The 20,500-nt window shown below is 67.1% G+C and carries 21 protein-coding genes and 1 tRNA gene; 11 read left to right on the top strand and 11 right to left on the bottom strand.

Annotation, left to right across the window (positions count from 1 at the left end; genetic code table 11):
* Positions 1-47: 47 nt before the first annotated feature.
* Complete coding sequence (locus HOV77_RS15915) at positions 48-479, bottom strand: MarR family transcriptional regulator (RefSeq protein WP_290862963.1); 432 nt, start codon at positions 477-479, stop codon at positions 48-50.
* Positions 480-592: 113 nt separating this feature from the next.
* Between HOV77_RS15915 and HOV77_RS15910 the strand changes: the two genes are divergently transcribed.
* The gene (locus tag HOV77_RS15910) at positions 593-1,666 is read left to right on the top strand and encodes an FAD-dependent oxidoreductase (RefSeq protein WP_290862961.1); all 1,074 of its coding nucleotides are present in this window, start codon (positions 593-595) and stop codon (positions 1,664-1,666) included.
* 107 nt (positions 1,667-1,773) lie between these two features.
* Here the strand turns inward: HOV77_RS15910 and HOV77_RS15905 are convergent, their stop codons facing one another.
* Both HOV77_RS15905 and HOV77_RS15900 read right to left on the bottom strand, forming a co-directional pair.
* Positions 1,774-2,514, bottom strand: a complete 741-nt coding sequence (locus tag HOV77_RS15905) for a class I SAM-dependent methyltransferase (RefSeq protein ID WP_290862959.1) — start codon at positions 2,512-2,514, stop codon at positions 1,774-1,776.
* Positions 2,507-3,484, bottom strand: coding sequence for a YafY family protein (locus tag HOV77_RS15900; RefSeq protein ID WP_290862957.1), 978 nt, complete (start codon positions 3,482-3,484; stop codon positions 2,507-2,509). Before HOV77_RS15900 ends, HOV77_RS15905 begins: the two co-directional genes overlap by 8 nt.
* Before the next feature lie 62 nt (positions 3,485-3,546).
* On the opposite strand from HOV77_RS15900, the gene HOV77_RS15895 reads away from it, so the two are divergent.
* Together HOV77_RS15895 and HOV77_RS15890 are read left to right on the top strand one after the other, a co-directional pair.
* Positions 3,547-4,080 carry a DinB family protein gene (locus tag HOV77_RS15895; RefSeq protein WP_290862955.1) on the top strand — a complete coding sequence of 178 codons (534 nt, stop codon included), beginning with the start codon at positions 3,547-3,549 and terminating at the stop codon, positions 4,078-4,080.
* Positions 4,081-4,084: 4 nt separating this feature from the next.
* Positions 4,085-4,516 (top strand): VOC family protein, encoded by a 432-nt coding sequence (locus HOV77_RS15890; protein WP_290862953.1) that lies wholly within the window; start codon positions 4,085-4,087, stop codon positions 4,514-4,516.
* Between the two features lie 84 nt (positions 4,517-4,600).
* Here HOV77_RS15890 and HOV77_RS15885 read toward each other — a convergent pair whose 3' ends face one another.
* Positions 4,601-5,056, bottom strand: coding sequence for a DUF6326 family protein (locus tag HOV77_RS15885; RefSeq protein WP_290862951.1), 456 nt, complete (start codon positions 5,054-5,056; stop codon positions 4,601-4,603).
* A 231-nt stretch (positions 5,057-5,287) separates the two neighbouring features.
* On the opposite strand from HOV77_RS15885, the gene HOV77_RS15880 reads away from it, so the two are divergent.
* Entirely contained in the window at positions 5,288-6,433 is a 1,146-nt protein-coding gene (locus HOV77_RS15880) for a sensor histidine kinase (protein ID WP_290862949.1), read from the top strand.
* Positions 6,430-7,077, top strand: a complete 648-nt coding sequence (locus HOV77_RS15875; RefSeq protein ID WP_290862947.1) for a response regulator transcription factor — start codon at positions 6,430-6,432, stop codon at positions 7,075-7,077. The genes HOV77_RS15880 and HOV77_RS15875 overlap by 4 nt, the downstream gene beginning before the upstream one ends.
* A gap of 18 nt (positions 7,078-7,095) precedes the next feature.
* Here the strand turns inward: HOV77_RS15875 and HOV77_RS15870 are convergent, their stop codons facing one another.
* Positions 7,096-7,470, bottom strand: coding sequence for a MarR family transcriptional regulator (locus tag HOV77_RS15870; RefSeq protein WP_290862946.1), 375 nt, complete (start codon positions 7,468-7,470; stop codon positions 7,096-7,098).
* Positions 7,471-7,577: 107 nt separating this feature from the next.
* On the opposite strand from HOV77_RS15870, the gene HOV77_RS15865 reads away from it, so the two are divergent.
* On the top strand, positions 7,578-8,066 hold the full coding sequence (locus HOV77_RS15865; RefSeq protein ID WP_290862944.1) for a GNAT family N-acetyltransferase: 489 nt from the start codon (positions 7,578-7,580) through the stop codon (positions 8,064-8,066).
* Positions 8,067-8,170: 104 nt separating this feature from the next.
* Complete coding sequence (locus tag HOV77_RS15860; protein WP_290862942.1) at positions 8,171-9,124, top strand: NAD(P)-dependent alcohol dehydrogenase; 954 nt, start codon at positions 8,171-8,173, stop codon at positions 9,122-9,124.
* Between the two features lie 55 nt (positions 9,125-9,179).
* Here the strand turns inward: HOV77_RS15860 and HOV77_RS15855 are convergent, their stop codons facing one another.
* Both HOV77_RS15855 and HOV77_RS15850 read right to left on the bottom strand, forming a co-directional pair.
* Positions 9,180-9,614, bottom strand: coding sequence for an SRPBCC family protein (locus HOV77_RS15855; RefSeq protein ID WP_290862939.1), 435 nt, complete (start codon positions 9,612-9,614; stop codon positions 9,180-9,182).
* Positions 9,611-10,825 carry an MFS transporter gene (locus HOV77_RS15850; protein ID WP_290862938.1) on the bottom strand — a complete coding sequence of 405 codons (1,215 nt, stop codon included), beginning with the start codon at positions 10,823-10,825 and terminating at the stop codon, positions 9,611-9,613. The genes HOV77_RS15855 and HOV77_RS15850 overlap by 4 nt, the downstream gene beginning before the upstream one ends.
* A 100-nt stretch (positions 10,826-10,925) precedes the next feature.
* Here HOV77_RS15850 and HOV77_RS15845 point away from each other — a divergent pair, with 100 nt between their 5' ends.
* The 4 genes from HOV77_RS15845 (at position 10,926) to HOV77_RS15830 (ending at position 15,499) form a co-directional block, all read left to right on the top strand.
* A complete protein-coding gene (locus HOV77_RS15845) occupies positions 10,926-11,984 on the top strand; it encodes a DUF5937 family protein (protein ID WP_290862936.1) in 1,059 nt (352 codons plus the stop codon).
* 76 nt (positions 11,985-12,060) lie between these two features.
* A complete protein-coding gene (locus tag HOV77_RS15840; RefSeq protein ID WP_290862934.1) occupies positions 12,061-12,966 on the top strand; it encodes an ATP-binding cassette domain-containing protein in 906 nt (301 codons plus the stop codon).
* Positions 12,963-13,916 (top strand): ABC transporter permease, encoded by a 954-nt coding sequence (locus HOV77_RS15835; protein ID WP_290862932.1) that lies wholly within the window; start codon positions 12,963-12,965, stop codon positions 13,914-13,916. Before HOV77_RS15840 ends, HOV77_RS15835 begins: the two co-directional genes overlap by 4 nt.
* 191 nt (positions 13,917-14,107) lie before the next feature.
* Positions 14,108-15,499: an MDR family MFS transporter gene (locus HOV77_RS15830; protein ID WP_290862931.1), complete on the top strand. Its 1,392-nt coding sequence runs from the start codon at positions 14,108-14,110 to the stop codon at positions 15,497-15,499.
* Positions 15,500-15,559: 60 nt separating this feature from the next.
* On the opposite strand, the gene HOV77_RS15825 is transcribed toward HOV77_RS15830, so the two are convergent.
* The 4 genes from HOV77_RS15825 to HOV77_RS15810 form a co-directional block, all read right to left on the bottom strand.
* Positions 15,560-18,052 carry a right-handed parallel beta-helix repeat-containing protein gene (locus HOV77_RS15825; RefSeq protein ID WP_290862930.1) on the bottom strand — a complete coding sequence of 831 codons (2,493 nt, stop codon included), beginning with the start codon at positions 18,050-18,052 and terminating at the stop codon, positions 15,560-15,562.
* Positions 18,053-18,393: 341 nt separating this feature from the next.
* Entirely contained in the window at positions 18,394-19,434 is a 1,041-nt protein-coding gene (locus HOV77_RS15820) for a serine/threonine protein phosphatase (protein ID WP_290862928.1), read from the bottom strand.
* On the bottom strand, positions 19,431-19,985 hold the full coding sequence (locus HOV77_RS15815; protein ID WP_290862926.1) for a histidine phosphatase family protein: 555 nt from the start codon (positions 19,983-19,985) through the stop codon (positions 19,431-19,433). The genes HOV77_RS15820 and HOV77_RS15815 overlap by 4 nt, the downstream gene beginning before the upstream one ends.
* 204 nt (positions 19,986-20,189) lie before the next feature.
* A tRNA-Leu gene (locus HOV77_RS15810) sits at positions 20,190-20,271 on the bottom strand.
* Between the last annotated feature and the right edge of the window lie 229 nt (positions 20,272-20,500).

Genomic DNA, 20,500 nt, shown 5'->3' with positions numbered 1-20,500 from the left:
AGGATAGGAGCCACCGCGACGACGACGATGGATCCGTCCGAAACCTGTCAGTCGACGGCCTGCCAGTAGGCCATGGCCACCGGCCCGATCGCCGAGCGCATCTGCTGCCGCACCTTCGGAGGCAGCTCTTCGAGCTGGTCGGCGAGCACCTTCGTCAGCGCGTCGTGGAACCCGGTGGCCGCCTCGCGGCCGGACGGGGTGAGTTCGACCTTGACCACGCGACGGTCACAGTTGTCGGCAGTACGCCGGACATAACCGCGCCGTTCGACCCGGTCAACCAACCCGGTCAGCGTGGACTTCTCGATGTGCAGGTGATCGATGAGCCCGGCCATGCCGAGCGGCTCGTCCATCAGGGCGCACATGAGCAGCGCCTGCTGCGAGGTCAGCTCGTGCGCGCGGCTGACGTCGGTGAAGACGTGCTGCACGGCCAGCGACAGCCGGATCAGCGCGCCCGCGAAGTCCTCATTATCACCGCTCACGGCGCAAGTCTATCCGCATGTAGTTCGTATCACCAACTATTGGAGTGGTTCGCATTACCAACTAATCTCGTTCGTACTACGTACAGTTTGTACTACGAACCAGGAGATCTCCCATGCGTCAGACCGTTGCTGTCGTCGGCGGTGGATACGGCGGCATCGAGGTGGCCCGAGGCCTCGACGAGTTCGCCGACGTCGTCCTGATCGAGCCTCGCCAGGACTTCCACCACAACGCGGCCGCCCTGCGCGCCGTCGTCCGCCCCGACTTCGCGCACCAGACCTTCATCCCCTACGACAAGCTGCTCGTGCACGGCCGCGTCGAACGGGACGCCGCTGCGCAGGTTTCGCCGGGCAGCGTACGGCTGGCTTCCGGGCGCGCCATCGACGCCGACTACATCGTGCTCGCCACCGGCGTACGGCATCCGTTCCCGGGCAAGCCGAGCCAGCTCGATACTCCTGAAGCGGTCGCGTCCTACGCGCAGTTGCAGGCTCAGCTCGCGGCGGCCGACCGCATCCTGCTCGCCGGGGCCGGTCCGATCGGGCTCGAACTGGCGGGCGAGATCAAGGCCGAATGGCCCGGCAAGGAGGTCGTCCTCGTCGATCCGGCGCCGTCGATCCTGCCCGAGCGGTCCGCCGAACTGCGGGCCGAGATCGAACGCCAGCTCGCGGAGCTAGGCGTCACGCTCGTGCTCGGCGCGGCGCTGCCTGCCTCGTTCGACGTCGCGCCCGGCACGCTCGCGCCCTTCACGGTCGAGCTGACCGACGGCCGCTCGCTGTCCGCGGATCTGTGGCTGCGGTGCTACGGGACCAACCCCGCAGCCGACTATCTCGCCGATTCGCTCCAGGCCGCGCGTCTTCCCAACGGACTGGTACGCGTGACGCAGAGCCTGCGTCTGCACGGTCAGGACCGGGTTTACGCCATCGGGGACATGACCGACGTCGCCGAGCCGAAGCAGGCGGTCGCCGCGATGGCGCACGCGGCCGTGGTCGTGGCGAACATCAAGGCCGACCTCGGACTGGGGGAGTCCACTGTGTACGAGCCGGCCGGGAGCAGCATCCTGATCCCGCTCGGCCCGTCGCACGGCGCGGGCGAGCATCCCGGCATGGGCGTGCTCGGCAGCGAGGTGACCGCGCAGTACAAGGGGGGCGATCTGCTTCTCGGGCACTACAACTCGGTCTTCAACCGCTAGCGGGGTTTGGCTTTTCGGCGCTGGCCTTTGGCGCTGGCCTTTTGGCGCTGGATCAGGGTTCCGGGTCGAATCTTGCGCAGAATACGACCCAGAACCCTGATCCGGCGCTATTCCGCTGGCCGCCCAAGCGTCAGGTACGCGAACCCGAACCCACCCCGGTACCCGTGCAGCCACCGTCGCCGGTGATCCTCGGCGGCAGCGCGTACCTCGGGCGCACGCGGATGCCGTGGCCGGCGTAGCAGCCACTCCTCGTCGTCGGCGAGATAGCGCGACTCGAAGTCGTCGAGCTCGGCTGGGGAGGCCGTCTCGGTGTAGAGCGGGAGGTAGCCGGTAGCGACCGCCAGGTCGACGAGCCGGGCGATGTCGGGCAGTTCGAAGAAGTCCGCCCACACCAGTTCCGGCCGGGGCGGCTGGAAACTCGGATCCCACAACCCGTCGCCGTAGAAGAGCCGGCCGCCGGGGCGTACGTGGCGCATCAACGAGGCGAGCGCCGCCGCGTTGCCGCCGAAGGCGTGGCTCGCGCCGACGCAGATCACCAGGTCGGCCTGCTGGTCGACGGCGGCACCGGCGGTGTTGGCGAAGACGGCCCGCTCCGACAGTCCGCGCTGCTCGGCGGCGGCACGTCCCCGGCCGAGCAGGTCGTCGTCGGTGTCGACGCCGAGCCCGGTCGCCTCCGGGGCCCGGTCGAGTACGCGCAACATCAGTTCGCCCCAGCCGCACCCGATGTCGAGGACGTCGGCCGGCCGGGCGTACGCGAGCCGCGCCGCGATCTCGTCCGCGTGGGTCTCCGAGAGCGGTGCGTTGAACGACATGTACTGGTAGCGGCCAGGACCGTCAAGATCACTCATCGCCCGCGACGGTAGCACTCGATCTTGTGTGGGCAGCGCTCAACCGCCGGGCGAGCAAGCCCACCTCGTCGATCAGTTCGGGTGGCGCCAGCACCGTGAAGTCGTGCCCGAGCAGGGCCACGTGCATGGCGATGACCGCGGGATTGTCGGCCCCGGTCACGAGCAGACAACTGTCGGCGTCGAGCGCCTCGACCACTCCGATGGTGGGTGGGAAGCGTTCGGCGACCACTGCGGCTGGGGCGTTGATGCGTACGCGGGCCTGATATCGATAGGGCGCCGTGGTCGTCGCAGCGGCGACGTAGGCCGCTGCGTCCGGCGGATCTTGGGGAAGGAAGCGGATTCCGGTGCTCCGCGGCTGATCGATGCGATCGGCGCGGAACGTGCGCCAGGCGTCCCGGTCGACATCACGCGCGACCAGATACCAGCGCCGGCCGGTATGCACGAGCCGATGCGGTTCGACCGTTCTCGTCGTCACCGAGCCGTCCCTGTCCCGATAGCCGAAGGTGAGCCGATGCGACGACTGGCACGCCTCGGCGATGACGGTCAGATCGCCTGGATCGACGGTCGGTGGCGAGCCCGTCAACGCAACCGTGGTCGACCGCAAAGCGGCTGCTCGCTGCCTCAGCCGGGCCGGAAGAATCCGCTCGATCTTCGCGAGCGCCCGAGTGGCGGTGTCGGCGATCCCGGTGACGGTGTGGCTGGTCGCGGTACTCAGACTCAGCACGACCGCGACCGCTTCGTCGTCGTCCAAGAGCAGCGGGGGCAACGTCGACCCAGCCGTCAACCGGTAGCCGCCCGCGACTCCCGGCGTCGCCACCACCGGATAACCGAGATCACGCAGCTTCGTCATGTCCCGGCGCAGCGTGCGTACCGTGACGTCGAGGCGCTCGGCCAACTCGGTCCCGGTCCAGGCCGGACGGCTGGGCAGAATCGTCAGCAGCCGCAGCAGCCGCGCGGAAGTTTCCAGCACTTGACGAGCGTCTCACACATCGCGGACCGAACCTGTCCGCAATTGGTTCTACCGTGGCTGCCATGACCATCGACTGGACGAACGAGCTGACCGACCAGCTGGACTGGCACTGGCAGAACCACGTCCGGCCCCGGCTGGAAGGGCTCACCGACGACGAGTATTTTTCGGAACCCGCCGCCGACTGCTGGACGATCCGCCGAGAGCCTGGCACCGGCCGGTACGCCATCGACTGGGCGTACCCGGAACCGAGCCCGCCGCCCGTCACGACGATCGCGTGGCGAGCCGCCCACCTCATCGTCGGCGTCTTCGGCGCACGAACCGCCGCCCACTTCGGCGGACCCGCCATCGACTACGACCGGCACGCGTACGCCGAAACGGCGGCCGATGCCCTCCGCCAACTCGACGACGCGTACGCGGCGTGGATCAAGGGCGTACGCAGCCTAGACGCGGCAAACTTGAGCCGGCCGTGCGGTCCGGCCGAAGGACCCTACGCGGCCCTCCCGATGGCCGCCCTGGTGCTGCACATCAATCGGGAAGCAATCCATCACGCAGCCGAAATCCTTCTGCTGCGCGACCTCTATCGGAATCGAGGCTGAGCTCATGGCGTACAACTTCCAAATCGTGGTCGACAGCGCGGACCCGCACCAGCAAGCGGACTGGTGGGCCGAGACGCTGGGCTGGGAGGTCGAGCCCTCGGACGAGGCGTTCATCCGCAGGATGATCGCCGCGGGCCACGCCACCGAAGCCGATACGCGCGAGTACAACGGACGCCTGGTCTGGGCCGTCGGCCAGGCCATCCGCCACCCGGACGGCCTGGAGCACGCGCCGCGCGTGCTGTTTCAGACGGCGCCGGAGGCCAAGACGGTGAAGAACCGCCTCCACCTGGACGTACGCGTCGGCGCCGAGAACCATCCGGAAGTCGTGGCGAAGCTGATCGCGCGTGGGGCGACGAAGCTGTGGGACGGGCAGCAGGGGCCGTCGACGTGGGTGACGATGGCCGACCCGGAGGGCAACGAGTTCTGCGTCGCCTGACCGCCGCATGGGCGGTCATGATCAGCGGAAGATTCGCGGTGCCATGACCCCGCATTTTCTCCGTTGATCTCCGATGGCCGATAGTCACGCCTGCTGCGGCGGGCCGAACGGGTCGCCGTCGCGGCTGGCTGCCTGGGTCGTCGGTGATGCGATGCGGCGCGGCCAGCTCCAGGCGGAGCGCAGGATGAAGGCCAGAAGTAGCACCTCTAGTCCGATGGAGAGGCCGTAGAAGTAGGAGTAGGACCACGGCTCGCCGGCGGCGTTGAACACCGAGACGGGGATGTAGAGCGCTGCCACGACGAGGTTGATGGTGCGGTTCACTCGGGCGGGCAGGGTCGCCGAGAGCAGGATCATGAGGATCGGGATGGCCACGAGCGTGAGCGCAGCGGCGACGAAGATCGGGCCGAGGTCGAACTCGTGGACGGTGCCGGCCCGGAGGTCGTCCACGAAGCCGGGCTTGTACAGGGCGAGGTAGTCCACGTAGATGTAGAGGAACATGAAGCTGGTCCACGCTGCAGCGAGCTTGACCTGCACGGGCATGCGCAGATCTTCCATCGTGCTTCGGGACGGCGGATTCTCTGGTGCGGTGTGGGATTGAGGCGTACTCATCACAATGCTCCTCGGCTTGCTCAAGTGGACGCTCCTACCTTCACTGCTGCCGACGGCGGCCACATCCGTCCCGGAGCCTGATCCGACCTGGTCATTGGCACAGCCCGCTTCTTAGACTTTCGACGGATACGCCGGACACGCGGGCTGCCTAGGCTGATCAAGATGGCGACCAACGCACTCCGCTCGTTGTGGGCCGAACCGCGACCTGCGAGTCCCCCGGACCGGAGGACGCGGGACTGGGCGCTGGTCGCGGTCCTGATCGGCTGGTCTGTTCTGGAAGCGGTGCTCCGCAAGGACATGGCGCCGCTCCCGCTGCTGGTCATCGCTGCGCTCGCAGTCGTCGTCCCCCTTCCCTGGCGACGTACGCACCCGCTCGTGGTGGTCGTGATCGCGTTCGGCATGGTGACGGTGGTCGACATCGCCCGAATTCTCACCGGATCGCCAGGCGTACTGCCCTCGAGTGTCTCGGCCACCCTGGTCATCGCCTACGCCCTGTTCCGGTGGGGCTCCGGCCGGGAAGCCGCTAGCGGACTCGGTGTCATCCTGCTCTGGCTGGCCATCACCTGCGTCGCCGAATCGAGCAGCCTGGCGGAGACGGTCGCGGGATACGTGTTCTTCCTGTTCGCCGCCGCGCTCGGTGCCGCGATCCGCTATCGCACGAAGATCCGCGTCCGCGACGTCGACGAAGCCAAGGCCCGCGAACGCGAGCTGCTCGCACGTGAACTCCACGACACCGTCGCCCACCACGTCTCGGGCATCGCCATCCAGGCCCAAGCAGGGCGTGCCATCGCAGCCTCCCACCCCGAGCGGGCCATCGAGGCCCTGGCCGTCATCGAGGACGCGGCGACCCGGACCCTTACCGAGCTGCGCGCCATCGTCGGCGTACTCCGCTCCACACAGGACACAGGGTTCGCGCCGCAACCCGGCGTGGCCGAGGTCGAACAGCTCGCCACCGACGGCCGGACGCGTCCGCGCGTCGAGGTGACGCTCTTCGGGGAACTCGAGGATCTCAGCCCCGCGGTCGGAGCCGCGATCTACCGCCTGGCCCAGGAGTCGATCACCAACGCTCGACGACATGCCCGCCACGCGACCCATGTCACCGTCTCCGTCACGGGCGACGCCGACGAGGTACGGCTGACCATCGACGACGACGGCTCCGCCGCCGGTGGCCGCGTCCCGGCTGGCTATGGCTTAGTGGGTATGCGAGAACGCGCCGCACTGCTCGGCGGCACCTTCCACGCAGGCCCCGCCGCCGAGCGGGGCTGGCGGGTAGAGGCGGTCCTGCCCCGAACTGGGACACCGCGATGAGCATCAGGGTCCTCATCGCCGACGACCAGCCCATCGTGCGCAGCGGGCTGACCATGCTGCTCGACGCCCAACCCGACATCGAAGTGGTCGCTGCGGCCGCCGACGGGCGCGAGGCCGTCCGCCTGGCGCTCCAGCTGCGTCCCGACGTCGGCCTGTTCGACATCCGGATGCCGCTGATGGACGGCATCGAAGCCACGAGACGCCTCGCCGGTGCCGACGTCACCGACCCGCTGCCGATCGTCATCATCACCACCTTCGACCTCGACGAGAACGTCTACGGAGCGCTCCAAGCCGGGGCCCGCGGGTTCCTGCTCAAGGACGCCGGACCCGCGCTGCTGACCCAGGCCATCCATGCCGCCGCCGATGGAGACGCACTGATCGCGCCTAGTGTGACCGTCCGACTGCTCGCAGCGTTCGCCCACGGGAAGACCTCACCATCGAGGCAGCCGATAGAGCCGCTCACCGCTCGCGAGGAGGAAGTCCTCGTGCCCGTAGCGCAAGGCCGCACCAACAATGAGATCGCCGGCGAGCTCTACATCACCCAAAGCACCGTCAAAGCCCACCTTGCCAGCCTCATGCGAAAGCTCGGCGCCCGAAACCGCGTCGAGGTCGCCATGTGGGCCCACGAGACCGGCCGCATTTGACGCCGGTCGGAGCAATCGCTAGTCATCGGGGATCGCTCGTGTTCTTGCGGCGAGCGTGCGGAGCGTTTGGGTGAATGCCGCCCGATGTTCGGTGGTCAGGTCGGCCATCATCTGATCCTCTCGCTGGTGCAGCTCGGCTTGCGCGGCGAGCGCCCGGTGCAGGCCGTCGGTGGTGAGATGCAGCCGGTTTGCCCGGCGGTCGTTGGGGTCAGCCGTACGGCCGAGCAGTCCTGCTCCCTCGAGTGCGTCAAGGTCGCGCGCGATCCGGTTCTTGTCGTGTCCGATCGCCTTGGCCAGCTCAAGCTGGTTCATACCGGGGCTGTCCCGCACGGTGATGAGGATGATGTATCCCCAATGACTCAGGCCGTGCACCCTGGCCACGTCGGTCTCCATCGCGAGGACGGCCTTCCAGACCGGTAGCAGGAGAGCGGCAAGATCAGTTCTCGGTATAGTATGCACGTGTAGATAATATACGCACGTAGACTAAGAGGAGTTGATAGATGTCAACCATCGATCTGCGGCCGGTCGAGGACGCCGACCACGACGAGATCTTCGAGATGATGCGCGATCCGGAAGCGGTGGAGATGGCAGCCTTCACCGCGCAAGATCCGAATGATCGGGCAGCATTCGAGGCGCATCTGCGCAAAATACGGGCCAACCCCGAGGTGATGTTTCGCGTGATCACCTGCGACGGCGCGTTGGTGGGCACGATCAGCAGCTTCGTCATGGAAGGCGACACCGAAATCACCTACTGGGTGGATCGCGCCCGGTGGGGACAGGGCGTGGCCAGCCGGGCTCTCAAGCTGTTCCTGCCTCAGGTGGCCGTCCGGCCGCTGTTCGCCCGCGCCGCCAGTGACAACGTGGGCTCATTGCGCGTACTGGAGATGGCCGGCTTCCGGGTGGTCGGCAGCGAAGTGTCGTACGCCAACGGGCGTGGAGGCCCTACCGAGGAAGCCATTCTCACATTGCCCGGCGGTCACGATCGCTAGCGGACGAAGACGAAGATTCCGAAGTCGCGGCGAGCCGCAGGCTCCTTGTGTCGACGTGCTACTGATGACGGGAGGCTGCTAGGTCCGGAGGGATTGGTATGTCGATGAGGGCGGTCGTGTACGACCGTTACGGGCTGCCGGATGTGCTGCGGATCGAGAACGTTCCCCGGCCGGCTCCGGGCGTCGGGCAGGTGCTCGTCAAGGTCGCGGCGACCTCGGTCAATCTCAGCGATTGGGAGACCCTACGAGGCTCGCCGCTGTATTCACGCATCGGCGGTCTGCGCTTTCCGGCACGCCGGATTCTCGGCTCGGACATCGCCGGTTGGGTCGACGCGGTCGGCCCAACCGTCTCTCGGTTCCGGCCAGGTGACGAGGTGTACGGCGACAACCTCATGCTCAAGGGCGGCTTCGCCGAGTACGCGATCGCCCCGGAATCGGCGCTGGCCCATAAGCCCTCGGCGTTGACGTTCACCGAGGCGTCGACGATTCCGCAAGCGGGCGTCATCGCGCGGCAGGGCGTCGACGGCACCACGGCTGGACAACGAGTCCTGATCAACGGTGCCGGTGGCGGCTCGGGTTCGTTCGCGATCCAGCTGGCCAAGCGACTCGGCGCTGAGGTGACCGGCGTCGACAACGCCGACAAGCTCGACTTCATGCGATCGGTCGGCGCGGACCGGGTGATCGACTACCGCGGCGAAGACTTCACCCGCAGCGGCCCCTACGATCTCATCCTCGACCTGGTCGCGCACCGGTCGGTGTTCGCATACCGGCGGGCATTGGCTCCCGGTGGCCGTTATCGATGCGTGGGCGGATCGGTACGTGCGCTGCTGCGCGTACTGACGATCGGCTCGGTGATGGGCCTGCTCACGCACCGCCGACTGGGCGTACTCGCTGTCAAGGAGGGGCCGACGCACTTCGAGCCGATTGCCGAGCTCTGCGTAGCCGGCGATCTTCGCATCCACGTCGACCGCACCTTCACCCTCGACGAGGTGCCCCAGGCGCTGGCCTGGGTGGGCGAGGGACACGCTCTCGGCAAGGTCGTCGTGAACGTCCACTGAGCAGACGGACGTCCGCGTGCCGCCGTTGCGTCGGATCTCGGCTAGCGGAGCGTTGCTATCGCTCCAGGAGGCGCTTCAGCGTGCCGAGGTTGTCCCGCATCCCGCGCTTGAAAAGCCGCTCAGCCAGCGGCGCGAGCAGGGAGGCTGGGCCGGAGAGCCCGGAGCCGCTGATCGTGCCTTCCAGGACGAGTCGCGTCGCGCCGGCCGTGGGCTGTACCCGATAGCGGTAGACGAATGGAGTCGGCCCGCTAAGCGACGTGAACGTGACCTCGTCACCGTCTGCGTAGCTGGTGATCGCCACATCGTTGACCGCAGCTCCGCCGGGTAAGTCCCGGTGCACCTCGTATCGGGTGCCGAGGCCGCCCGCTCCTTCGACGCGCTCGACACGCTTCACTGCGGAGTACCACTGCGGAGTCGTGGTGAAGTCGGCGACGAAGTCGAACACCCTGGCCGGTGGCGCGGCGACGTCGAGGCTCAGCTCGAAGGTCATGTGGCTGCCTTTCTGCTCACCCCGACATTGTCCCGTGTCGCGGCGACGCTGTGGCCGGAAACGGCGGCGACGTGGATCGGGCGGGGCGTTGGCAGAGCAGGACGCCGCCAGGCGATGGCGAGCGACCCGGCAAGGGTGGCCACGCTGAGGCTGGGCCACAGTACGCCTGGGCCGATCTCCAGTAGAGCGGTCAGGGCAGCCGGAGCGAAAGCCATGCCGAGTCCGGTGGAGAGCTGGAAGCGCACCAGTGCACGGCCCAGTTGTGCGGGCGGCGTACTCGCGATCACCAGGGCGGTTCCGCTTCCGGTGTAGAGGATCTCGCCCATCGTGTAGACGACGCCGACTGCGGCGACGGCGATCGCGCCCATCGTTTCGCCCCACCAGAAGCCCAGATAGGACAACGCCAGCACGAACCCCGAAGCGGCGAAGACCGTACTGCGGGCCCAGGTCGACAGCCGCTTGACGATGGGCACCTGGCAAAGGATCACGAGCACCGTGTTGCCCACGAAAAGCGCGGCCGGCCAGGCAGTGTCCGCCTGCATCCTGGTCACCAGGAGTGCCGGAAGCACCACCTCGAGCACACTGAAGCACATGGCGAAGGGCAGGTTGGCGACGAGCAGCCGGGCCATACCAGGTGCTTGGTGGAGGCTGGGATCGTGACGGATCTCCCCGGCGGTGACTCTCGTCGAGAGCGCTAGCAGCCCGGCGGCGAGGAAGGCCAGGGAAGTGACGATCAGGATCTCGTTCAGACGCCGTCCGCCCCCGGCCACGGCGATCGTCGCGAGGAGCGCACCCACGCCCATTCCCGCGTTGCGTACCGATCGCGTCATGGCGAGCGCGGCGTCCCGGTCGCGCCCCTGCTTGAGCGCCGCGATCACGGCCGCGTGCGCAGCTGGGAAGGCCTGACCGCCGACGCCCAGCAGCACTGACGCCACGGCGAAGGCGACGAATCCGCGTCCCGTCAACAGCGCCGTCACGCCGACGACGCGTACGAACAATGTCGCTGCGACCGCCATCGACCGCGCGCCGTGGTCGATCCAGCGTCCCAGGAACGGGAGTACGCCGAGTCCCGCCAGTAAGCCTGCCGACAACGCGATGCCCGCCTCGCCGACTCCCAACCCGAGCACCGTCACTCCGTACAGCAGCAGGAATGGGCGTAACATCCCGCCGCCCACCGAATCGACCATCAGGGCCACCAGATATCTCCGCACGCAGTCGACTCTCCGCACGTGGAGCCGGGGACGCCCGCGGGTTGACGGAGATCGTCAATCGACGGGCCGCCGCGTCGCGTACCGGAGCATCATTGGCGGCGTGGCCCTCTCGATCGACATCACCGGCGTCCCGCCGGAGCGCTTCGTCTTCGCGCCATCTCCGTTGGCGGAGCTGACGGCGATGCTGCACGCGCTCTCCGAACCGGCTCATCACCCGGCACTCCACGGCTGGATCGCGGCCACCTCCGCCTCGCTGAAGCCGGAGCTCAGCGAACGCTTGATCGAGGCGGACTTTCTCTGGCGGTCGTCGCGGGCCGACTTCTTCGTGCCCGGCAGGCCACGGGCCACGCTGGCCGAGGAGCTGGACGAGATCGATCGGCTCGACGACGAGACGTATGTGTTCGCGGCGCTGATCACCACTAGTTGCGGTTCGACGCCGTTGCACCGGCTGTTCTCCCGCGAGAAGGCACTCGAGCTGGCGTTGGCCCGTGGTCCGCGGCAGGCCGAGTTCGCCGAGCGCCTGCTCGCCGATCCGCCCCGGGTACGCGCTTGGGTACGTCGCCTGCTCGAGGACTCCGAGCAGGCGTTCTTCGCGGATTCCTGGGCGCGGGTGCAGCATCAGCTGGCGGCCGACTCCCGCCAGAAGGCGGATCTGCTCGCGCGCCATGGACTCCCGGCGATGCTCGACGCGATCTCCCCGTCGGTCTCACTACACGGCGACCGGATCGTCATCGACAAGCTTCAGGACGACGCGACCACTGCGTACAACAGCGGAATGACCTTCATCCCCACGGCCTTCGGGCGTCCCCACCTGCTGGTGGTGCATGCGCCCGGCTGGCGGCCGGTGATCCAGTACCCGGTGGCCGACGCGAGCCTGCCTCATCCCGTGCCGCTGGACCTCGTGCAGCAGCGGATCGACGCGCTTGCGCACCCCGTGCGGCGACGCCTCGCGCGCACCCTGGCCCGCGGCTCGCACACCACCGGCGAGCTCGCCGAAGCGTGGCAGCTGACGCCGCCCGAGGTTTCCCGGCACCTGGCCGTGCTCAAACAGGCCGGGTTGCTGACGACGAGCCGACGCGGCCGGTACGTGCTCTACCAGCTGGATCTCATGGTCTGCGCCAGGCTGGGCGCCGACTTCGTCGAGGCGATCCTTCGCTGAGCAGCTTGCGCGGATTCAATACCTAGAACTACGATGCATGACGCTTCTATGTATTGACGATCCGGGGAGCTGGTCGATGGCCGACGGTGGAATCGCAGTCGAGGGACTGACCAAGGTCTACAAGAACGTGCGCGCGGTCGACGACTTGTCGTTCGCCGTGAGCCCCGGCCGGGTCACCGGTTTCCTGGGGCCGAACGGCGCGGGGAAGACGACGACGCTGCGTATGGTGCTGAACCTGGTCCGGCCCACAGCGGGGTCGGCGACGATCGGCGGCCGGCGCTACGCCGACCTCGTCGATCCGATCCGCAAGGTCGGCGGGCTCCTGGAGGCGTCGGGCGCGCACCGGGGCCGCACCGGCCGCAATCACCTGCGCATGTTGTGCGACGCGGCGGGGATACCGATCAGCCGCGCCGACGACGTGCTCACGGCGGTCGGGCTGACACCGGCCGCGGATCGCAAGTTCAAGGGGTACTCGCTCGGCATGCGACAGCGACTGGGCATCGCCGCGGCGCTGCTCGGCGATCCGGACGTGCTCATCCTGGACGAGCCGGCGAACGGGCTGGACCCGGAAGGCATCCGCTGGATGCGGGACCTGCTCAGGTCGCTCGCGGACGAGGGCCGGACCGTTCTCGTGTCCAGCCATCTGCTCTCCGAAATGGAGCTCCTCGCCGACGACGTAGTGATCATCGCGGCGGGGAAGCTGGTCCGGCAGGGTCCGGTCGCCGAGGTCATCGATTCGGCGGGCGGTGCGCAGATGCTTGTGCGTACGCCGTCTCCGGAGGCGCTCATCGCGGAGCTCGGCTCGACGGTCACGGCTTCGCCGATCGACGGCGGCGCGCTCCGCATCGTCGGCGCGGACGGGCCAACGATCGGCGCTGCTGCCCTTCGGGTGGGTGCTGAGATCCACGAGCTGACCGTGGAGCGCCCCGACCTCGAGAACGTGTTCCTCCAGCTGACGGCCGGAAAGGCAGACATCCGATGACCGCGACCCTCCAACCGCCGCAGGCCGCGGACCGGCCGGTGATTCCGCACGTCGGCGTGCCGGGGCTCCGGCTCGTCCGCAGCGAGATCCGCAAGATCGCCACCACCAACGCGTGGTGGCTGTTCGGCATCGCCTCGACCGCGTTCACCGGGCTGGCGCTATGGATCAACATGGCCGAGGCCGCCGAGCACATCTCCCGGGCACGCGACACCGCTGCGGTGTTCCGACCGGGCCGCGGCCTGAGTGCGGCTGAGCTCGCCCAGGCCCAAGCCGAGTTCGCTCAGCTGCACGATCTGCATCTCCAGGCGACAACCGCGGCCGGGAACATCTTCACCAGCGGTCAGTTCTTCGGCCTGCTGTTGGTGATGCTGATGGGCGCCCTCGTCATCACGAACGAGTTCCAGTATCAGACTGCGACCGCCACGTTTCTGACGACCCCGCAGCGTACGCGGGTGGTGTTCGGCAAGCTGCTGGCAGTGCTCGGCCTCGGTCTCTTCTTCTGGCTCCTGTCGCGGGCGCTGTCCTTCGTGGCCGGCCTGATCTTCTTCCACAACATCGGGCTGACCAACTCGCTGACCGAATGGCCGGTGCAACGGGCGATCATCTTCAACCTGGTCGCGTACCTGCTCTGGGCACTGCTCGGCTTCGGGCTCGGTACGCTGATCCACAGCCAGATCGGGGTGGTCGTCACCGCGATGCTGATCTACCTCGGCGGCTTCATCGGCGGGATCGGCGTGTTCAACCTGATCCGGGCCTATCTCATCCACGGCGACTGGGTGCTGACCTCCGCCGTCGTCATGCCCTCCATCGCCTCGCAGGTCATGGTCTCGCCGGAGAAGCTGTACCCGGAGGCTGCGTCGTGGTGGGTCGGCGTACTGGTCCTGACCGGCTGGTCGGTCGTCGCCGGCGCCATCGGCATCGTGCTCAACCGCCGCCGCGACATCACCTGATCGGGAATTGGCACGGGCACGGCCGATGAGTTTTGTCGGTGGGTTCCGTCAGTCTTGGTATGGCAACGATTGTCAGCACGACCGCCGACCATGTTCTGACCGACAACTCTGATCGAGGTACCGTGCCTGTCCAGCAGCTTGAGTCACCTGTCATCCCCACGCCTTCCACGATCTCGGGTCGCACGCCTCCGGTGATTCGCCTGCTCGTGCTGGCGACGTTCGTCGTCATCCTCAACGAGACGATCATGATCAACGCGATCCCGAGGCTGATGACCGCGTTGAGCATCACCGAGCAGACCGCGCAATGGCTGTCGACCGCCTTCATGCTGACCATGGCGGCGGTCATCCCGATCACGGGCTGGTTCTTGCAGCGCGTGTCCACTCGCACCGCATACGCCACGGCTATGGGTCTGTTCCTCCTCGGCACTGCGCTGGCCATCGTCGCGCCGACCTTCGGCGTGCTCCTCGGCGCGCGCATCATTCAAGCTTCCGGCACAGCGGTGATGATGCCGCTGCTGATGACCACCCTCATGCACGTGGTGCCGGAGCAGGACCGCGGCAAGGTGATGGGCAACGTCACCCTGGCCATCTCGGTCGCGCCCGCCATGGGCCCGGCGATCGCGGGAGTGATCCTCAACTTCGGGTCCTGGCGCTTGCTCTTCGCCGTGGTGCTGCCCATCGCCGGGCTGATCACCTGGGGCGGGATGCGGCAGCTCAAGAACGTGGGCGAGCCGCAGGTCAGCACCATCGACTGGATGAGCGTCGCGCTCGCCGCGCTCGGGTTCGGCGGCCTGGTCTACGGGCTCAGCCGGTTTCAGGGTGGCAACGTCGGGCTGGCCACGGGCATCGTCGGTGCCGGTCTGGCCTGCATCGCCGTCTTCGTCTTCCGCCAGCTGTCGCTGCAGAAGACCGGTACGCCGTTGATGGATCTGCGTACGCTCAAGCACCGGACCTACACGGTCGGGCTGACCCTGATGTCGGTCGCCTTCATGGCGATGCTCGGCTCGATGATCCTGCTGCCGCTCTACCTGCAGAACGTACGCGAGCTCACCGCCCTGCAGACCGGGCTGCTCGTGATGCCCGGCGGTCTGGCGATGGGCCTGCTCGGGCCGACCGTGGGCCGCCTGTTCGACAAGTTCGGCGGCCGGGTCCTGGTCATCCCCGGCGCGATCGCGATCACCGCGTCACTCGCCGGATTCACCCAGGTCTCCATGACCATGCCCTACTGGCAGCTCCTCGGGCTGCACGCGTTGCTGATGGTGGGCCTCGCCGCCACCTTCACGCCGGTCTTCACCTTGGGCCTCGGCGCGGTTCCGCCGGCCCTTTACTCGCACGGCAGCTCGATCCTGGGCACTCTGCAGCAGGTCGCAGCGGCTTTCGGGACTGCGCTCGTGATCACGGTGATGAGCGCGCGAGCCGACTCGTTGAAGGCACAAGGCGTCGCGACGGTGGCCGCCAATCTGGACGGCATGCGGCTCGCGTTCATCATCGGCGTGGTGCTGTCCGTCGGCGTGATCATCACGGCGTTGCTGCTCCCGGCGCGGGCGGACAACAGCGCCCACGGGGCTCCCGGCGGCCATTGAGGGTTTGCCGACCGTCGGCACCAGGATCTCGCTGGTGCCGACGGTCAGCCGGTCAGCTGGTCACACAACATCCGTGATCAACAGGTCGTCCAGGTAGAGGCTGTCGTTCGGAGCACCCGAGGTGCTGTAGATCTCGAGGAGCGCGGTCGCCGTACCGGTAGGGGCGGTGACGTCGCTGGTCGCCTGCTGCCAACTCGTGCTCAATGCGGTGATCGGCACGAGGTCGGTCTGCAGCAGTGTCTGGCTCGCATCCAGCCACTTCACCCGCAGTGTCACACTCGCAACGGACCCGGCTCCCTGCTTGCCCCAGAAGCTGATGCGCTTGGCTCCGGCTCCGGTCGTGAAGCCCGGCCAATTGGCGAGCGACAGCGCCCAGCCCCAAGAATCCGTGACCGTGACGCAGAGACTGCCGGAGCCGGAGTGCGCCTCCTGCGTAACGGCGGCGACGTTCGCGGAGTACCAGGACTGCCACTGTCCGACGGTCGATCCGGCTCCCGCCGTGTCGGCGTCCAGGAGGTTCGGCGCGTTGCCGACGACGAAATCGTCCAAGTACAGGTAGTCACCGGCACTGCCCGCGCCGTGGAGCGCCACTAGTGCGTTAGCGGTTCCCACTGGGGCGTCGACGAGCGCCGAGGCCGACTGCCACGTAGTGGTCAGTACCGGCAGCACTACCTCGTCGGATCGCAACACTGCCGCGCTCGCGTCCAGCCACTTGACCGTCATCTTGGGCTGAAGGTTCGTCCCCGACCCGAGCTTGCCCCACAGGCTGATCTTCTTGATGCCCGGGGAGGACGCGAAACCAGGCCAGTTGCCGGTCTGCACACCCCAGCCGTTCGCTGCGGTCACGTCGACTCGCAAGCCGTAGCTGCCACTGTGCTTCGCATCGGCCGAACGCGACGCGGTTTCTGCGTACCAGTCCTGCCACTGGCCGATCGACCCTTCCAACGTCGCCGTGTCCGCGTCCAGGTCACTGGCCGAGGGATTCGAGGGCGTACCGCCCTGGTCACCGTCGAACGTGCTGCCCGCATCCTGATTGAACGGTGCGGTACGCCACGCGTTGAACGCGATCGTGTCGCCGTACGCCTTCGCGAATCGCCAGTTGCCGAAGTACTGGTTGTCGTGGAACGAGTTGTTGTTGGTGAACATCACGGCGTTCTGTACGCCGGCGACGGTGTACGGAGACCACAGCAAGTTGTCCGCACCGGTCGCCATCAGCGCCTGTACGCCGCAGTAGCTGCCGGCGCAGGGGACGACGGAGCTGTCGAAGCGGAACTCGTTGTTCCTGACCTCGATGTTCTTGGCGTGCCACCGGCAATCGGTCAGATATGGCTCGCTCGTGATGTTCGTGAAGCAGGGATGGGTGTTGTTGATCGGGTTCGCGTACGCGCTGTCGTGCGGCTCGGGGATGAGCGTCGGCGTGATGAACGGCGTGCAATACCCCGTGCTGGTGTTGCCGTTGGAATTGCAGAACCGGTTGGCGTTCTCGTAGATCGAGACACCGGAGAAGTTGTCCTGGATCAGGTTGTCGTAGATGCGGATGGCGGCAGCCCCGCTCACCGTGCTCGCCAGGCGCGCGTCGCCGCCCGACTCCGACAGGTAGATGGCCGGCCCGGGCGAGCCCAGGTTGTTGTTGCCGCTCACCCAGGCGTTACGCGTCAGGGTGTTGTTGCGCATCGTGGCGTTGTAGCTGATCTCGTACCAGATGCCTTCACCGTCGTTGTGGTCGATGAAGTTGCCCTCGAACAGGAAGTCGATGTTGTTCGTGTCCGCCCAGAGGCCCGTGCTCTTGTTGTCGTGCACGTAGTTGTTGGTCACGGTCGCGCCGTTGACATCCCAGAATTTGCCGCCGCCCGTACAGCCGCAGCCGGAGATCCGGCTCTCCCAGTCGTCGGTGTTGTTGCCGGCGATCTCGTTGTGGTCCAAGACGATGTTCTTGATCGCCGAGTCACCCTCGATCGGCATCTTGAACATGCTGAAGCCGTACTGCCCGTTGTCCTTCAGACAGTTGTAGGACACGATGTCGCCGCTGCCGAGGAAGACGCCCGCTCCGTCGTTGTCGATCACGGTGTTGTACTGGATCACCCAGTTCGAACCGGAGTCGTGGTTGACGACGCCTTCGTTCTGGTTGTCCAAACCACGGCCGAAGTTCTTCACCGTCAAATACTTGATGGTCACGCCCGCAACGTCGCCGGTGAAGGCGTACAAGTTGATGTTCCGGCCGTCGAGGATCGCGCCGGGACCGCCGATGTAGCTGGTGCCGGGCTTGGCGCTGATCTGGCCGTAGAGATCGTCGGCGAGGGTGTGCGTTCCGGGCGCGAACCAGAACGTCGCGCCGGGCTGGTTGAAGTCGAAGGCGCTGTTGTCCCCGGCCGGGACGGTGATGGCGCCGGTCGGCGGAGCGGAAGGCCCGGTCAGGACGCCGGCGTTGCCGCAGATCGCGGCCGGTGGTGCGGTCGGCCAGGGCGGATCCGCGGCCGCGGGCCTGTCGGACAGGGTCAGGACCGCGCCCACGACGGACAGTGCCGTCAGTGCGGAGAAGACACGTGCTTTCAAGCTTCGGAACCTCCAGATCGGACGTCTGCTCGGCCTGGACCGCCGTTGACTACGCTCCTTATGGGCCGGTGCGGGCGTACTATACCGATCTTGAAGCGCACCGTCGATATCGGACGGTGTAGGCGTCCGCCGGGCCAGGGAAACCCGGTCGGCAAGCGACGAGACGGACTGGCACCGTGTGCCGGTGAGATCCACGCCCACGCTGTTTCTGACTGTCGACCTACCCGGCGCGGGTAACTCACCTATGCTCCGGTCCCGCCACCGCCGCCGAGCTTCGACAGCTAGGCGCATTGGGCGAGCGAACGCCGGCCGACGCTACCCCGATTCGACCGCACCTTCAGCTAGCTTCCGTCAGCTCGCCGTTCCATCGTGGCAAGCTCCTCCGCTGGGAAGGGTGTCTCCAAGCCCACCGTCCGGAGATCACGATAGAACCGGCCCATCGTGACGGCGACGTCGCGATTCCGCCCGACGATGCCGGCGGCAATCTCCGGCAGGTCCAGGCCACCGGCGTGCGCGCGAAGGTGGTCGTCGGCCTCTCCCCAGGGCACTCCAGCCAGATTGCTGATCAGCCAGTGGGTGAAATGGGTCGCCGAATGACCACGGTCATAGCCGGCATGCTCGCGAAGGAACGAGCGCTCAGCCGGCTCGAGATCGAACGTGTCGCTCATCGCCAGCCCGAAGTCCGCGAAGTACACGCGATCGCCATCGGTCAGCAGATTGAGGAAATGCGCGTCGAAGTGCGCCAGGCCGCGGGAACCCATGAACGCGATGCCCGCGTTGATCTCTCGCTCCACCATCTGGTACGCCACGGCGGCGGTCTGCCCTCCGACAGCCGTCTGCTCAGTCAGCCAGGAGTGCACCGAGTACGGAATGTGCTCCATGAACAGTGCCACGCTGGCGGAAGCCTGATCGATCGCAGTGAGCCGCCTGCGTACCGCCGTCGAACCGCCCCACCGCGCGACTATTCGTTCGTTGTCTTCCGGGTCCGGCGTCACCGGCGAACGCGGAAGCACTCGCCAGTGATACACGAGCGGGAAGCCGGCGAACTCGTCCGCCAATACCCAGCGCGTCGTCATGGTGTGCACCGCTACTTCGCGCCACACGCCGAAACCAGCCGAGCCGAGCCCATAGTGGTAGTACATCGGCAGGTCGAACAAATTCGCCGTGGATCCCACGTGCTCGGGCTGTCGCTCGAGATCTGTGAGCGGCACCTGCTTCACGAAGACCCGTACGCCATCGACGTCGACGGTCGCCGTAGCCCCGCCGATGCCGACAGCACCCGGGGTGGCTTCGCCGAGCATGGCCATGAGCTGCTGGTCGGATAGAGCGGCCAGCCGGCCGGAGACGACGTCATGACGTTCGAGCCGGAATGCACGGTTCATAGCAGGTGTGCCGTCTGGGCAATGTGGAGTACTCGTGATTCCTCCAGCGTAGTGATCGCACATGCGGGGACGCCCTTCTCCAGCAGGGACCTCGGAACGGCGTCATCCCCGAGAAGCGTACGCAGCATGTCGGAGGTGGCACCGCCGTGGCTCACTGCGACGACGGGGCCACGCGCCTCGGTAACAGACTGCAGGAACGCGATCATCCGGGCGGCGGTCCGATGCGACGAATCACCGGAGGACGGCACGAAATCGCGTACGCGCGTCGCCCGTTCCCATTCCGCGAGGAACTCCGCAAGCGGCTGCCGGCCGTCCCAGTTCATCCGCTCGGCCAGCCGCCGATCAGGGCGTACCTCGACGCCGACGGCTTCGGCGATGGGCTGAGCGGTCTGCATCGCGCGTATGAGCGGACTGCTGTAGACGGCGCAGACGTTGTGCTGCCGCAGCAGCTCGGCGGTCCGGATCGCCTGCTCGCGGCCGCGATCGGTCAGTGGCGGATCGCCCGGCTCGGACTGCTTTTCGGCGTGCTGGACGAGGTATACGACTGCCACCTCGGCAGCCTTTCGGATCGCGTGAACCCGCGCGACCGAATTCTGTTGCTACCGTTCGGGGGATGTCGCTGGACGTGCACAACGCGAGCCTCGCCAGACGGATACTGGCGCCGACCGGGTCGAACATCGTTCTCGCTTCATGCGCCGGATCGAGGCGACCTTCGTGAGCTGTTCGCGACGCATGGCGCCGAGCTGCTCGAATAGTGCGGAAGGGGGGACTCGAACCCCCACGCCCGAAGGCACCGGTACCTAAAACCGGGGCGTCTGCCAATTCCGCCACTCCCGCGCAACCACCGCAGTCTAGACGTACGCCGTCTCCCGGGTCACTGCGCCGCCCGCGCCGTCCCTCGACGGGGTGCTGATCATGCTTTCGCGGGAACGATCAGGGCCATCGGGACACGACACGCCGATTGATCATGCCCGATAGTGGCTCTTGTGCTGTATGTGTGGGTCAGGTTCGGCCGGGAAGGGTGATTTCGTATCCGCCGAGGTGGAGTCGGATCAGGGCGATGAGT

The organism is Hamadaea sp., assembly GCF_013362815.1.
Taxonomy (GTDB): Bacteria; Actinomycetota; Actinomycetes; order Mycobacteriales; family Micromonosporaceae; genus Hamadaea.
This window is presented reverse-complemented; position numbering and strand designations above follow the sequence as displayed.